Genomic DNA, 15,552 nt, shown 5'->3' on the forward strand with positions numbered 1-15,552 from the left:
CGCTATACCTCCCGCTTTGTCAGTTTACGGTTTTCCATCACATAACGAACCCGTTTCCAGGTAATTTCCTTTGGGGGTTCGGTTTGCTGATGGGGCGAAGCCGAGGCTGAAGATGGATCCCAAAAATTGGAATAGGCAGAATCCTGCTTGCCCTGGGCGGCGGGTTCGCTGGTCTCCAGATGAACAGGGCCGCCCCAGAGGAACTCAATGCCGATCATGGTATTCTCAATCCAATCCGCCTTCAGGGGCTTGCCTTCGAATTTATGGTCCAGACAGAGCTGTCCATCCTTTGTTTTTGCCGTATCCACATGGATTTCAGGGGGATGGTACAGGGTGTTAATCACCATATCCCTGTAGTCTTCTGCCCTTTTGGATTTAATGTAGTAAACCCAGGTCATCCGCTGCTGGTTGAACCGCTTTCCGGTGACAAAGAGCTTGTGGCGGGTGAGAAACTCCTGGTCAATATACTTGTTCGCAAAGGTAAAATCGTTCATGGTCTCCCTGACCTTGAAAATATACTCCTGTCCCCTGCCCTTCCCGGTGTCGTATTTCTGCTTTTCCACCTCGTCTTTGAGCAGGTCGTAGTCCAGGGAATAGCAGCCACGGTCCTCCATATCCTCAATATGCTGAAAGAGCCTGAGCCCAAGGGCATAGGGGTTTAGCCCCACTTTGGGCATGGCCGTAACCGCTGCATTGACTTTTGCAAAATCCGCTTCGTGGCCGCAAATCCGGTCATCCCGCATGAACAGGTATTCATGCCAATAGGATGCCCAGCCTTCGTTCATGATCTTGGTCCGGATCTGGGGCTGGAAATAAAGGGAAGTATTGCGAACGATCTGGATAACGGATTTCATCCACTGGTTTTCCTCCGCCCGCAGAAAGGGGGAATGGCGGATGATATACTCCATGACATCCAGGCGGTTGTCGTCTTTGGACGCAAGGGCTTTTTTGTACAATTCCCCGAATTCCGGATATTTGGCGAGCACCAGTTCAAAAAAGTCCTCTCCGCTTTTCCTGCACGCGTTGAACCGGGTGATTTCCTTTAAATAGTCGTTGTGGGAGACCTGCTTTATTTTTTGGAGAAATACATCAAAATAAAAATCTTCCTTAGAGAGTTTCCTGCGGGTCTCCGACCGGATGGATCGGTCAAGTTCCCGATGGAATCCGACCAGGTTATCTATCCCCCTTGAAAATTCGATGACGTAATCCACCCATCGCCGGCCCTTCTCACTGCGCAGTTGCGCAATAAGGCGCTTGTCCGCCAGGGCCTGGCCGGTGAGATCTATATCCCATGTTTCTTTATAAAAAATATTGTTTTGAAAAAAATCAATGTGCCCCAGAACATGGTAGAAAATCATAACATTCAGCCAGTCCGGGTTGTTGTCGTTGTAATAAGAGATGGCCGGCCGGGTATTGATGACGGTTTCATAGGGGTTGGATGGATAGGCCTCGTACATACCCTTGCCGGACAATACCCTGACATCGTGGACCCAGTAATCGTAGAGGGTGGGGATCATAACCTTGGGTGAGAGTTCGATCATGTCCCGGTTGGTCACGATATATTCAAGGCTTTCGTCGTCAAAGCTAAGTCCCGCGTCCCTGGCCCTGACCTTGCACTCTTCCATGATCTGTTTGACATGTTGACTGACCAGTTCCATTAGGTATCACCTCTCTTTATCCTGTTTGTCACGCCCCTGTAAGGATCGGCCCCATCAGGAAATCAGGTTTTTAATGCCCTGGATTATCCGCGTGTCATCCACGTTTTCGGACATGTTATCCAGCTTGATAAAGTCCTTGTGTTTTTCCAGCATGCCGGATTCCTTAATGTATTTTTCCACCTCGGTCTGCTTGGAGCCCACATAGGAGTGTTCCACCACGGTGATGCCGATCCGGGCGACATAGCGCAGCATCCGCTTGATTTCCTCAATGGTCTGTTTGCCGTCCTTGTCCCAGTCGTCCCCGTCGGTGCCGTGGAAAACATAAATATTATAGTCCCGGTCCAGGCTCTCCTGTTCCACAATATCGTTGACAAGTTTAAAGGCGGTGAACACCTTTGTGCCCCCGGCCACCTTGTAGGAATAATATTTATAAAAATCTGAGACTTCCTTGGCTTCGGTGTCGTGGAGAATAAACCGAGTCTCCACCTGCTTTTCATACTGGTACATCAGCCAGGAATACAGCATTACATGCTGGGAGACCACGGCTTCGGTCACCTTGCCCCCCATGGATCCGGAATAGTCCCGGAGAAAAAAGACCAGGGCCTGGGACTCGTAATCTTTTTCCCGGGAGAGGATCCGATAGATGAGATCCTGGGGGGAGACGATGAATCTGCTGGGATCAATCTTTCCAACGTCAGGGATCCGGCCCAGAGCGATGTTGGTCTGGACGATGCGCTTGAGGGTGGCCTTTTTATCCAGAATCTGGCCGACCCCTTTGTTTTTGTCGGTGAGATCGTAGATATAACGGGCCAGGCTTCTTTTTTTTCCCTTGTCCCTGAGATTGGGAAGCTGGAAATCCTGGGACAGGACCTTGCCCAGTTCATAGGCATTGGCCTCGAACTCATGCTCTCCGCCCTCGCCTTCCCCTGGTCCTTCCCCGGACCCTTCTCCCTCGCCTTCGCCCTCCCCCTCTTCGGGGCGTACCGGCTGCTCGCCGATCACATCTCCTTCCTCACCCTCGCCGGTACCGCCCGATGGCTGTCCCTCACCGGTCTGCTGGTCAAAGGAAATCTCATCATGGACGAATTTTTCCTCCACCGTGGTGGGCACCACAATGATCTTTTCCTTGCCCCCGGTGCCGGGCTTGACGATCTTTCCGATGCGGATTTTGCGGTTGAACCCGTCTTCCTCCCGCTGCCGGTCCCGTTCAAGAAGTTCGTCTAGGGTTATCATGGCCGCCTCCCGTCTGGTTTATTTATCGTCTTCCTGGCTGCAGAAGTATTCAATTGTCTTCTGGGCGCAGGTGGGGCAGTACCCCAGCTTCTGGTCCATGGTGTATATCATCCGCTCATAGAGCTTCTGGTTTTCCTCGTTGGTCCGGTTGGCCAGGGCCCCGATGAGGGACCCGGCCCCGGCAATGTCTGACTTCAGACGGACATCGGTAATGGCTTTGACCAGTTCCAGGTTGTCCATAAAATCATAATTGGCATCAACGGAGAGCTTCTGGCCGTATATCTTTCTGATGGAATTCCTGAATGAGGCCCGCTGCTCTTCGGTTTTCAGGCCGAGGCGCTCTTCAACATTCTTGATATAACGCTCGTCTATTTTCAAGGCACGGAGTTCCCCGGTCTGGGGATCCTTGTACTTCCACATCATGTCCGGTCCCAGGTGCTCGGCATCCACGCCGATGATCATGTTGACATAGTTGAGCACATCCTTTTTGATGGCCAGAGGTTCGTCCATGTATGCGTTGAACATTTCAGTCATGATCCGCTCCCGGTAGAGGCCCCGGGCAATTTTCAGATCTTCTGCGAACTTGGTCCGGTCCGCCGGTTCCTGGACATAATCCAGAACAATGCGTTCCAGGGCGTTGAAAATGTCCAGGGCAAACATGCATTTGCCGTCGTTGGTTTCCGAGGACTCCAGAAGAAGCTGTATCGCCCTGCCCAGGTTACGCTGGCCCAGTCCTTTCTGGCCGAAACGCTTGGTGATCTCTGTGTCCTGGTTCAGGGAATCAATGAGTTCGGCAAGGGTCTTCAGACTCTTTTCCCCGGCCACTTCCCCCGCGGCAAGTTTCATGGTCTCCACCGGGGTGAGTTTATCCGATCTAGGCAGCCGGGTGAGCACCACGGCCACGGAAGCTGCATAGTTGAGGTTGGGATCCTGGTGGAGCACCTCGTGGTCAAGGGAGCGTTTGACATCGGTGCCAATGGCGTATTCCGTCAGGGTCTTCTGTATTTTGTAGTCGGTATTATGGGCCACATAGCAGATCCGGCACCGGTCAACGATGGGCGCCTCTTCCCTTTCCAGCAGAAAGGTGTTGAATTCAGAATTGTTGGAGGTGGCGATGATCAGGGTGTCAATGGGCCATTTAAACCCATCCAGCTCTATCATCCGGTTCTGGATGACCCCCAGGTAAACCTGGACCAGATCTTTTTTGTTTTTATAGATTTCATCGGAAAAATGGATGCCCCCGCCGGCCACCCGGGCCAGTGCCCCTCTTCTTAAGTCAAAGCGGTAGGGATTGTTTGAGTCGGAGATGTGGAGCAGTCGCTGAATGGACTCCTCCCCCATGAGATCCACAGCCGAGGAGGTGATCTTATCCTTGGCCGGATATTTACCCGTAATGGTTCCCAGACTTTCAATGAGGGGGACGGGTGCGATTTCCACAAATTCCATCATTTTTACAGGGTCATTGTCGGTAAAACCCCGGATCTGGTCCCAGATATACGCTGAACAGGCGCCAAGTGGACGGTAGCTTTCGTAAAGCGCCTCAATGTCCTTATCCTTGAACTTGAACCGCTTGGACAGGTATGACATGGATTCCTCTTTGGTTTCTCTGAAACTCATGGCCAGGATCATGGGGTCTTCGTATGTCTGGGATTCGATCTCCCTGATCTGCCCGTACCCACCGAGCTTGTCGAGATGTTTGAACCGGAAGGTGTATTTCCTGTTCTGGGGAATGCTTAAAAATTCTCGGTACCGGGCACAGAGATATTCAACGAAAAAGGTTTTACCGTTCCCGGGCTCACCCACCAGAACAAAGGCCATTTCCCTTGAGGAGCCGCCTTCCGAGGCATCCTTTACAAAGGATACAAAGGAGTTGATTTCATCGTACATGCCTACCAGGTGTTTTTTTCCACGGCTGAACAAATCAAACTGGTAGGTGGTTTTCCCCTTGACTGTCACTTTTTGGATACCGGCATCCAGGATCATCCGGGATACCCCCTGAAAGGCATCTTCGAATTTCCGGTCGCCTTTTTTAACTGCATCCACATGGAAAACCAATGATTTGGGATCTGTTGTTTTGGCCATTTTACCCTCCCATGGGCAGCACGGAGGCAAATGCTGCCAGTTTTTTGGTTGGAAATCGAATTATCTGCCCGGAAGTCGTAAGATCGCTGCCGGGGTCTGCATGTGCGTAAACTTGAGTTTAATCTGCGTGGATCAAAGAATCTTGTATAAAAAATATAACAATAGAAAAATCCATAGTCAAACAATAATCATCACTTTCATTGGTCGGCGATAAACGCTTTCTCCAATTATGATTTTGTGGTAACAATAGAGTATTTGAGAATTAAATTTTTAATTAAACATAAATTAGATATTTCCGATGGATTCCTAAATGAACCCAAGAGAAGTAACCACTGTTATTGATGCGGATGCCTGTATCGGATGCGGTTCCTGCATCCGGGTCTGCCCTTCGGACACCATTTCCCTCCAGGGAGGAACGGCCAGGGTAACCGGTGACAAATCACTGGGATGCGGCCATTGTGCAGGCGTTTGCCCTGCCGGGGCCGTGACAGTAAAGGCCATTGATCCGGAAATGACCCGGTTTTCAAGTTTTTCCCTCAATCAAAAGACGGACGGAAACCAAGGCGTCTCTTCTGCGGGCCTGGCAAGTCTCATGGCCTCCAGGCGTTCCTGCCGGAATTACACGGACAGGCAAATTCCAGGCGACATTCTCATGGACCTGATTAAAATAGGATGTCTTGCCCCTTCGGGCACCAACAGCCAGGAATGGACCTTTACCTGTCTGGACAACAGGGAAAAGGTGCTGGACTTCGGCCTTCTGATTAAAAATTTCTTTGAATCCCTCAATAAAAAAGCTGAAAACCTGGTACTCCGGAAAAGCCTGAAACTGATGGGATACAAGGCGTTGGATAATTACTACCAGGAATATTACGAATCGGTCAAAGAAGCCATGGAGGAGATGGACCGGGGCAACAGGGACCGGCTATTCCACGGCGCTACGGCCTGCATACTCATCGGATCCCGGCCAGACGCCTCCTGCCCCAAAGAGGATGCCCTGCTGGCTGCCGGCAACATCGCCCTGGGGGCACATGCCATGGGGCTGGGGTCCTGCCTGATCGGATTTGCCGTTGAGGCCATGAAGGCGGATCCCTCCATAGGTAAAAAAATGAACATACCCGCCAAGGAACCCATCCACGCCGTTGTTGGCCTTGGATATCCTGATGAATCCTACTTGAGGGTGACCGGTCGTAAAAAGCCGGTCATCCGGTTTAACTGAATTGAGGAAGGCTAAGGACAAATGACCCAGGTGAATCCCCTAAATGTTGAAGACCTCATCAGAGAACTGGGAGCCGGCAGGGCTACTGTCAAATTTATATTGGACCGGTTCGATCCCTGGCTGTCCTCACAACTGGTCAACGGAGACCAGCAATACTCCCCTTCAGTGATTCCGCTGCTGGCAAGGATCAAGGACCTGCTTTCTTCCGGCATGCTGCCGTCCCAGATAGAAGAAATAATTGAAAACGACCTCCAGGCCAGGGAACCGATGGGCAATGGTGACAAAAATACAAATAATGATATCCGCATGAACCCGGAAGCCATGTCCTTTATTCAGGACATGGTCCGGGATATCCGGAGCCAGCAGGAACGCATTGCCGAAGCCCATGAGAAGCGGGCTGTGGCAGAGGAAAGAAAAGCCGCTGCCATAGAAAAACGGGCAGAAGCGGAAGAAAAAAAAGCCGCTGCAATGAACAATATTGCCTCGGCCCTTCAGGAGATGAACCAGATGCGGGCCATTGATGCCCAGTCCATGGAGATTGCCGGCCAGGCGGCAAAGGCATTGACCATGGATGGGGATATGGGGACATCGGTCCAGCCTGAAGAGGAATGGGACGATGACGATTTTGAGGATCCCCTGGCAGGACTGGAGTCCCTTCTGGACACGCCTGAGCCTGAGGGGTCTGATGCCCCCTCCCTTGAAGATCTTCCCCTTGAAGAGCCCTCTTTTGCCAGCCAGCCGTTAGATGACGATCCCGCACAGGCTTCCCCTGTTGAAAACATGGATGACCTGGCCCTGCTGGTGGACGACCCCGGGCTCTCCGAAGACGATATCGACGACCTCTCATCACTAATAGACACGGTTTCAGCCCCGGAGCCGGACACAGGCCAGCTCGACGGCCTTTTAGAAGGGGATGCTGAACTGCCGGAACTGGACAACCTTTCACTGCTGGTGGATGAAGCTGTTCCGGACAAGCCCCAAGAAGATCCCGACCTTGATGATCTCTATTCGCTGGTGGATCAGGAAGAAAATCTCGATGATTTGTCTGCACTCATTGACCCGCCTTCCGAGACGGAAACAGATGAGGAAACAGGCCCGTCTCCCATGGACGATCTTTCTCTTCTCGTCGATCTGCCGGAAGATGCCGCAGGCAACCTGGACGACCTTTGGACTCTGGTTGATAAAAAAGAGGACGGCACGTCTGAAAATGTAGCCGGCAGCGGCAATGACACAGTGGCTCTCGACGATCTTTCGGCATTGATTGACCCTGTTTCCGAAGAGCAGCCCTCATTGAAGCCGGATGTCTCTCCGGAGGAGGATCTGCCCAAGTATAAGGCCGCGGTCATGAAAATTATTATTGAATTAAAATCCCAGGGGCTGTCGGCAAATGAGACCACGGACAGGTTGAACAAAGATCAGGTTGCCACCCTGTCCGGGAAACCCAATTGGGGGGAAAAGGCCATCGAAAAAATTTACGGTTTCATAGATTCGGCCAAATAACGCCGGATTACTTTGCTCCCGCAAGTTTTGCAAAGCTGGTATCCACAAATTTCTCCAGATCGATGAGGGAGGTCATTATCTTCATCTCATCCATCATATATTTCTGAATAAGATCCAGATCCTCTATATTGGGAAAAAGTTCACCGGTGAGAATTCGGTCCGGGGGATCGGTGAGTACCCGCTGAATGATATCCTTGTCCTGGCTGAAAAAATCCGCACCGATAATGGCGGCGGGTTCAGGCTGGGCGTCAATAGCCTGGCCGGACCGGACAAAGCTGGTGCAGATCTCTTTGATGGCCTCCGGGTGCTTTTCAATCACCTCGGACCGCATGACAAAAACGCAGCAGGGGTGTTTGGGCCAGAGGTTTTTGGACAACTCGAACTCTTCGCCGGTGCCGTTGGCAATTACCTGGGAACCGAATGGTTCTGCAACGATAAATCCGCCGATTTCGCCCTCTTCGTCATATTCCAGGGCTTCGGGCATCTGGAACGGCGCCACCACCTCAAGGATCACATCCACGCCTTTTTCAGTGGCACGCCCCGGGCGCAGCCCCTTTTCTGAAAGAAGCTTGTGAAAAAGCATGTTGTGAATGGAAAGCTGGTAGGGAATAAGGACGGTTTTGCCGGCGAAATCTTCGATGGACTGGATGTTGGCCCGCTTATTTTTTACCAGCACACTGCCGGATTTATGGGCAAGAAGCAGGAGCTTTAGATCCACACCGGACTTGTAAAGATCCATGGCCGTAGGTGCGAGGACAAGAGCGCCGTCAAGGGCTTTGACTGAAAGTGCGTCGGCAACTTCGTTCCACCCGTTTTTTGCAACGGGCTGCAGTGTACAATGCTCAAAATCTTCCATGCCTTTCTCAAGTTTTCGAGCGGTTACACCAAGAATGAAATGATCCGTAATTTTCAGATATCCGATCTTAATTGCGGGTTTTTCCGCCATTTCAGGCACCTCCGGGATGGGTTTTTACCATGCTTAACTTATGGGGTTGTTTTGCTATGGTCTGATTGATTCTTTTCTATTATGCGTAAGTTAAATTCAAAGTCAACAACTAATACTTGACAAATGGCCGATATATTGTGTTGATCCTAGTTATTAACTGGTAAAAAATGTCATAAATTGCAAATAAAGTAAAGCGATAAGTTGAGAACCCTTATGAAACAAGCCATTGACGCCCCAACACAGCTTAAAGATACCCATATTCTCTCCCCTGAAAAGTGGCACCTGGCACGGGTTGTTCCCCAGGTGTCGGATACAGACTACGGCGGAGGCATTTACCATGGAAAGTATTTTGCCTTGTATAACCAGGCCCGGGACATTTTTATGGCGGACCTGGGCGTACCCTATCTTTCCCTGATGGACCGGGGGGTGAATCTCAGTGTTGCCGAACTCCATACCCGGTTTTTCAAACCTGTTTTTTACGGGGACCTGGTGGTGGTTCACACCAGGATTTCCTGGTTGCGAAGCCGCAGTTTCGGGGTGGAACAGAAGATGGTATGCACGGATGAAAGAACCAAGACAGATATTCTGGCAAACCAGGTGGAAATGAACCTGGTTTGCACCGGCAAAGGGGCCGGCGCCCAGCCGCTTCCAGCGGACCTGCGCCGGGGGATTCTCGATTATTACCGCGGTTGACGAGCCTGGAGTGATGTCAGCAGGAACTCGGCCGTCATGAGATCAGCAGGCGTTGTCAGCTTGATATTGAACGAATCTCCGGCCACCGTATCCACCGGCATGCCTGTATGCTCCAGAACAGAGGCTTCGTCCGTACCTGTAAATTCCGTTTTTGCCGCATGGTCATAGGCGGCCGCCAGCAGGTCCAGCCGGAATACCTGTGGAGTCTGGGCCCTGAATAGCTTTGTACGGTCAAGGGTTTTAACGATCCTTCTTCCGGCATCGACTTGTTTTATGGTGTCCGTCATTTCAAGGGCCGGGATACAGGCCCCTGTTTCACTGGCCCTGTCAAGACAGGCATCCACAAGGGCAGGCTTAACAAATGGACGGACCCCGTCATGTACCAGCACAAAGACGGTTTTGGGGTTTCTCTGTGAAATGTCGGCGGCTTTTGCCAAACCGCTGGATACAGATTCCTGCCGGGTCTGCCCCCCGGCAGCAAGGTGCAGGGGGGTTGCAGGATTTGCCTGTGCAACGATATTGTCCCGGCAATACTTAAAATCAGCAGGGGGCACTACAAGAATAATGCCGTCTATCCGGGGATGGCCGTCAAAGGCACGGATGGTTCTCGATAATACCGGGAGGCCTGCCAGGGTGAGGTATTGTTTTTTTATATCGGACTGCATGCGCAGCCCCTTGCCCCCGGCGACAATGACGGCGATATTCAGATATTCACTGGAGGAGGCGGCATTGTCAAAGGCCCCCTTTTTTGTCGGGTGTTTATCCATCGAAACTAAACCAGGTAGCTTAACTCCTTGGGAAGTGGGATGCCTTTCCCCATATGATCTTCTCCGTAATTAACACCAGCCAGTATAACCAGATCGTTTAATGCCCTGGAATCCCCGGTAAAGCTCACGGTTTCAATCTCTTCTTTTTTGATTTTCCCACCGGCCCATTGAATATCCAGGACCGACGATGCGTCGAACTGGTCTCCGGCCACATGGAGAATCACCTCCCCGCCGTAATGCTGTACAATTTTAGCCACCAGCAGGCTGGGACGGCTGTGAAATCCCCTGTCTCTGGGGATACCCACCTCAATGGTGGCGGTTTCCATGTTTTCATTAAGTACCCTGGAAGCAATCTCTTTACCCGAAGAAAGAAATTTCGCCGCGTAATAGAGGCAGAAGTTCACAGCCCGGTCCAGCAGAACATCGGGATCAATGAGATCTGACAGGGATATACTGATGGTTTTATAGACATCCTTAAACCCGATATCATTGAGGTGACGTTCATAAAAATGGAGCAGACGCCCCATAACCTGGAGGATATGAAATACAATGGAAAAATGGCTTCTGAGCTGATTGAGCAGCAGGGTATCTGCACCTGGCCGGGTGGAAACCACATAGGAATCAAAAGAAGACTGAATATTATGCACCCGCATCTCGTAGCTACGGATGGTGACCTCATTGATTTTTTCTGGCACCAGTTTATGAATTTCTTTGAGATCGTAACGCTCGTAAAAGGAGTATTGTTCGAAATCCTTAACCACGTCAAGAAATTCCGAAGCGATCCGGGTGAGGTTTTTTTTCTGGTCGGTTTTTACCAGGGTATCGTCAATATTGGGTTCCAGCAGGTCATTGGAGGTTATGGCCGGGAAATAACTTAAAGGATAGCCCTCCTTGGGAATGGTTATTTTAAGCCGGGCCGCCTCTTCCAGGATAACCGGGACAGCAAGCCGAATTGAATCCTGTATAATCTTCAGGGTATCAATAGCTTCCCGATTGAACATGTCAAGATTCCCGGTTTCAAAGGAGTATAACCGGAATCGGTTCAGGGTATGGCGCTGGGAGTAGCAGGCCAGGGAAAGATGGCGGATGGTGGCACTGAGCTCCCTGTAAAAGACCCAGTCCTTGTTTTTTTTCGCACCGTGGAAATCAAGGAAATCCTCAAGGATGTGGGAGGTGGTGATCAGCTTTGAATACAGCTTTTTAGTAAAGATATAGTCATCATCTTCCAGATTATTGATGAACAATATGCATCTTAAATATTCAAAGGAAAATATATCGGCCTTTTCCCTGAAAGAAATGTCGTGCGTCTCAATCATACATCCAGTTTCCGGAATTTGGTTAAAGCCTTAAAAATAAAGTTTCGGCCTGACCGGCCTGTAAGCCGAATTTTGTTACCCGGCCCGGTTACCCGGCCCGGGTCAACGATCATTCATCTGGGATGCATGTTGCCATGCACCTCTAGCAACCTACCCGGAAACTCGGACGGACAGCCCTTAAGCGTTTCCCTATTTGGTCTTGCACCGGACGGGGTTTACCAAGCTTTCCCGGTCACCCGGGAAACTGGTGCGCTCTTACCGCACCGTTTCACCCTTACCCTGTACCGTTTCCGGCACAGGGCGGTCTACTCTCTGCTGCACTTTCCTTCACGTCGCCGCGACTCCACGTTATGGAGCGTCCTGTCCTGCGGTGTTCGGACTTTCCTCCAGGCGGGGACGCGCCCCGCCCAGCGATCGTTTAGTCCGGTCAGGCCGAAACCTTTATTCTTTTTCGTAATAGAGGATTCTACTGCACTGGGGGCACGAAATCAGTTCATTCCCCCTCTGAACTTCTATATACATCTGGGGCGGAACATTCATAAAACACCCCATACATACCTGGTCCCTCACCCTGCTGACGGCGGACCCGTTATTCATCTTTGAAATTTTTCGGAACATATTCATGAGCCGGGAATCCAGGCTGTCCCCAATTTCTTCCTGGCGTTTCAGGCATTCCTCAAGGCTGTCCCTGTCTTCGGCGGATTGTTTTTCGACCTCGCTCTGTTCCGCTTTGATCTGTTCTGCCAGAAGGGTGTACTCTTTTTCACTCTCATCTACAATCCCTTTGGACTTATCCCGCTCGTCCATCAATTCCAGCAGATGGGTCTCAAGAAGGTCTTTGCGCTTTTTATTGTCATCGACCTCCCGCAACAGGACCTGGTATTCTTTATTGGTCGTCACATTGCGCAGGGTTTCGTTACTCTTGACTATCCGCTCATCAACCACTTTGATTTCAAGCTCTTGCTCCCTGCAGGCCTTTGCTGCCTTCTCATAGTCCTCGCGGTTCTGCGTCAGAGCGGATTCAAACTGTTTGAGCCTGGATGCCAGCTTATTTTTCTTTTTTTCTACAATGCCGATGACTTCCCGAAGCCTGACAATTTCGGTCTCAGCTTCCTGAAGTTTAACAAGGGTGGCAATTTCTGGTTTCGCCATAATTTGTCCTCAAATGATTCTAAATGGATCTTTTTCCCTATTGTATCCAAGAATTTTAACTTCGAAATCCCGAAGTTTTAACTCTTTTTTAAGCCTGTGGGTCAGCATGTCCACGACAATACGTTCAGAGGCAAAATGGCCCACATCAATGCAAATTCGGCCGGCCGTTTCAATATCCCTTGCTTCATGGTATTTGAGATCGCCGGTGATATAAACATCTGCATCGGATTTCAAAAAATTTTCTGTAAGTGACCCGCCCGACCCGGTACACAATGCGACTTTATAGGCTTTACGTCCGGTATCCCCCACGAGGCGGACAAAGGGGGTATTGAGCTGTGTCTTGATGATAGCGGCCAGATCGCCGACAGCCATTGGGCTGGACAGGCGGCCTGTCCGCCCGATTCCTGTCGGGCGTTCTTCTGTTGCGGCAGAGTCGACAAAGAGCGGCCCCTCACATTGAATCCCCAGTTTCTGGGCAAAATAATCGTTGAGCCCGTCACGAGCCTTGTCCAGATTGGTATGGGCTGAAACCACGGCAATGTCATGTTTTGCAGCAGTATAAATTATAGCCCCGGGCATTCGGCTGAAATCCAATGATTTTTCCGGCGCCATGACCAGGGGGTGGTGGGTGACCACCATGGAACACCCTGCTTCCACAGCGGTTTCCATGACTTCACGGGAAACGTCAAGTGCCACCAGGATACCGGTAACCGCCCAGTCCGGGTCACCGGCCTGGAGCCCTGAATTGTCCCAATTCTCAGCCAGGCTGAAAGGCGCGATATCGTTGATCACATCAATGATATGATTGACGGTTGGCTGGCTCACCGTATCGCCTCCCTGCCTGTTGTAATAAAAAAAGCGTGGCTGAGACCACGCTTTTTAAAATTTATATAAATGTGCTGCTTTACAGGCATATTCATATATGACCTGGCCGTCCTTTTTTGCGTCTTGCCGCTTTTGTTGCCGTCACTTCCATGGGAATCCCCTGGATCAATGTGTGCTGAATGTTGTTGGTGGGCCCACCTGGATTCGAACCAGGGACCGACCGGTTATGAGCCGGTGGCTCTGCCAAACTGAGCTATAGGCCCGTAGCACCTAAACAAACTTGGAATATATATAGCAACGCAGGTGCAGTGTCAATATCTAATTCTCAATAAAGGTTTTCAGTTTTTTGCTCCGGGTGGGATGGCGCAGTTTACGCAGTGCCTTGGCTTCGATCTGACGGATACGCTCCCGGGTAACGGTAAAGTCTTTTCCCACCTCTTCAAGTGTGTGGTCGGATTTTTCACCAATTCCGAACCGCATCCGCAATACTTTTTCTTCCCTGGGGGTCAGTGTGGCCAGAATTTTACGGGTCTGCTCTGCCAGGCTGAAATCAATGGCCGCTTCGGAGGGGATGGAGAACTTCTTATCTTCGATGAAATCACCAAGATGGCTGTCCTCTTCTTCACCGATGGGTGTTTCAAGGGAAATCGGTTCCTTGGCGATTTTCAACACCCGCCGGACCTTTTCAATTGGGATTTCCATTTTTTCGGCTATTTCCTCAGGTGAAGGCTCCTTGCCCATTTCCTGAACCAGATACCTGGAGGTTCTGATCAGCTTGTTGATGGTTTCTATCATATGGACAGGAATCCGGATGGTTCTGGCCTGATCGGCAATGGCCCGGGTAATGGCCTGCCGGATCCACCAGGTGGCGTAGGTCGAGAATTTGTAACCCCGGCGGTATTCGAATTTGTCCACCGCCTTCATCAGCCCGATATTGCCCTCCTGGATGAGATCCAGAAACTGAAGGCCCCTGTTGGTGTATTTCTTTGCAATACTGACAACCAGTCGCAGGTTGGCACGGACCAGTTCCCGCTTGGCCCTATCTGCACTTCTTCTGCCCCTGTCGATCCCCCGGGTAATCAGTTGGAGTTCCTCAACCCCGCCTTTGATCAGGCTTTTTCTCAAGGAGACTTGGTTTAAAATGGCACAGATATCATTGTAGAGGACAGTTGCACGCTCCTGGGTGATATCGCTTCTGGATGTGGCCCATTCGACAAAGACATCTTCCTCTTTAGCCTGCTTCAGCAAAGTGCTCTGCTGTACGTTAAAGGTTTTGGCACATTTGCTCATCAGACTGTCAATGGTCTGAAACCAGGTGATGGAAGTTCTGATGCTTTTCTCAATCGTATCAATGACACTGGATTCAAACCGCCAGCGCTTGAGAAGCTCGAAAATTTCTTCTGTATTATTGAAGATGTCTTCCTGGAGCGTGGTGAATTTTTTAGTTCCCTTTTTTGTCTCCTTGAGCAGATCTCTCTTGGTCTGATTCTCCTCATGGAGTTCCTGGATTTTAGCCAGGGATTCCAGGAATTTTTCCTGTTTAGACACCTCATCCACCGCGCCGTCGCCTTCGTCAACATCCCTGAGGACATGCTTGGGACGCATGGATTTTTTCTCCATTTTCTGGCCGTACATGAAAATGGTATTTAGGGCCAGCGGGCAGTCCAGCATGGCTCTGAGTACATCACGTTCCCCAACCTCAATCTTTTTGGCAATTTCGATCTCCCCCTCCCGGCTGAGCAGGGTAACCATTCCCATCTCTTTGAGGTACATTTTAACCGGATCGGTGACGGCGCCGAACTCCATATCGGCCCGTTCCTTTTTGGGAGCAAAAAGGTCCTTCTTATCTTTATCTGAAGACTGTTTAGCAGTGGATGCCGCTTTTTTCTTTTTTGCGGCAGCAGGTTTCTTGCCGGATTTTTTGATTTTCTCAGCCTGATCTTTGCCGTCCACCAATTCAATGCCCATCTCATTGAACTGCACGACAATATCATCAATCTGATCAAAGGATTTTAAATCACCAGAGATTGCATCATTTATTTCGGCAAAAGAGAGAACACCGGCTTTCTTACCTTTCTCTATGAGTTTAAGCATTTCTTCTTTACTGATAACAACATTCTCTCCAGACTTGCTGGTCTTCCCTGCCATATAATGCCTCCCAAAG

At 50.5% G+C, this 15,552-nt stretch carries 12 protein-coding genes, 1 tRNA gene and 1 other RNA gene; 3 read left to right on the forward strand and 11 right to left on the reverse strand.

Annotated elements, in window-relative coordinates; translation table 11 throughout:
• Positions 1-2: 2 nt before the first annotated feature.
• Genes HUN04_00665 through HUN04_00675 form a run of 3 tightly spaced genes read right to left on the reverse strand, consistent with a single transcriptional unit; the run spans position 3 to position 4,973 of the window.
• Complete coding sequence (locus HUN04_00665; GenBank protein ID WDP88336.1) at positions 3-1,658, reverse strand: SpoVR family protein; 1,656 nt, start codon at positions 1,656-1,658, stop codon at positions 3-5.
• Between the two features lie 54 nt (positions 1,659-1,712).
• Positions 1,713-2,891: a DUF444 family protein gene (locus HUN04_00670; GenBank protein WDP88337.1), complete on the reverse strand. Its 1,179-nt coding sequence runs from the start codon at positions 2,889-2,891 to the stop codon at positions 1,713-1,715.
• An 18-nt stretch (positions 2,892-2,909) separates the two neighbouring features.
• Positions 2,910-4,973, reverse strand: a complete 2,064-nt coding sequence (locus HUN04_00675; protein ID WDP88338.1) for a serine protein kinase PrkA — start codon at positions 4,971-4,973, stop codon at positions 2,910-2,912.
• A 310-nt stretch (positions 4,974-5,283) separates the two neighbouring features.
• Here HUN04_00675 and HUN04_00680 point away from each other — a divergent pair, with 310 nt between their 5' ends.
• Both HUN04_00680 and HUN04_00685 read left to right on the forward strand, forming a co-directional pair.
• On the forward strand, positions 5,284-6,189 hold the full coding sequence (locus HUN04_00680; protein WDP88339.1) for a nitroreductase family protein: 906 nt from the start codon (positions 5,284-5,286) through the stop codon (positions 6,187-6,189).
• Between the two features lie 21 nt (positions 6,190-6,210).
• Positions 6,211-7,689, forward strand: a complete 1,479-nt coding sequence (locus tag HUN04_00685; protein WDP88340.1) for a hypothetical protein — start codon at positions 6,211-6,213, stop codon at positions 7,687-7,689.
• 7 nt (positions 7,690-7,696) lie between these two features.
• Here HUN04_00685 and HUN04_00690 read toward each other — a convergent pair whose 3' ends face one another.
• Positions 7,697-8,635 (reverse strand): ABC transporter substrate-binding protein, encoded by a 939-nt coding sequence (locus HUN04_00690; protein WDP88341.1) that lies wholly within the window; start codon positions 8,633-8,635, stop codon positions 7,697-7,699.
• A gap of 213 nt (positions 8,636-8,848) precedes the next feature.
• Between HUN04_00690 and HUN04_00695 the strand changes: the two genes are divergently transcribed.
• On the forward strand, positions 8,849-9,328 hold the full coding sequence (locus HUN04_00695) for an acyl-CoA thioesterase (protein WDP88342.1): 480 nt from the start codon (positions 8,849-8,851) through the stop codon (positions 9,326-9,328).
• On the opposite strand, the gene ispD is transcribed toward HUN04_00695, so the two are convergent.
• From ispD to rpoD, 7 genes are all read right to left on the reverse strand, one after another.
• Positions 9,316-10,095 carry a 2-C-methyl-D-erythritol 4-phosphate cytidylyltransferase gene (ispD, locus tag HUN04_00700; protein ID WDP88343.1) on the reverse strand — a complete coding sequence of 260 codons (780 nt, stop codon included), beginning with the start codon at positions 10,093-10,095 and terminating at the stop codon, positions 9,316-9,318. The two genes, HUN04_00695 and ispD, sit on opposite strands and share 13 nt — an antisense overlap.
• Before the next feature lie 5 nt (positions 10,096-10,100).
• Positions 10,101-11,411: an HPr family phosphocarrier protein gene (locus HUN04_00705; protein ID WDP88344.1), complete on the reverse strand. Its 1,311-nt coding sequence runs from the start codon at positions 11,409-11,411 to the stop codon at positions 10,101-10,103.
• Positions 11,412-11,456: 45 nt separating this feature from the next.
• Positions 11,457-11,842: RNase P RNA component class A (gene rnpB, locus HUN04_00710), an RNA gene on the reverse strand.
• Positions 11,843-11,852: 10 nt separating this feature from the next.
• Positions 11,853-12,563 (reverse strand): nucleotide-binding protein, encoded by a 711-nt coding sequence (locus tag HUN04_00715; protein WDP88345.1) that lies wholly within the window; start codon positions 12,561-12,563, stop codon positions 11,853-11,855.
• A 9-nt stretch (positions 12,564-12,572) separates the two neighbouring features.
• Positions 12,573-13,388: a Nif3-like dinuclear metal center hexameric protein gene (locus HUN04_00720; protein ID WDP88346.1), complete on the reverse strand. Its 816-nt coding sequence runs from the start codon at positions 13,386-13,388 to the stop codon at positions 12,573-12,575.
• Positions 13,389-13,574: 186 nt separating this feature from the next.
• Positions 13,575-13,651, reverse strand: a tRNA-Ile gene (locus HUN04_00725).
• Between the two features lie 55 nt (positions 13,652-13,706).
• The gene (rpoD, locus tag HUN04_00730; protein WDP88347.1) at positions 13,707-15,536 is read right to left on the reverse strand and encodes an RNA polymerase sigma factor RpoD; all 1,830 of its coding nucleotides are present in this window, start codon (positions 15,534-15,536) and stop codon (positions 13,707-13,709) included.
• Positions 15,537-15,552: the final 16 nt, after the last annotated feature.

The sequence above is a fragment of the Desulfobacter sp. genome, from assembly GCA_028768525.1.
In the GTDB taxonomy this organism is placed as follows: Bacteria; Desulfobacterota; Desulfobacteria; order Desulfobacterales; family Desulfobacteraceae; genus Desulfobacter.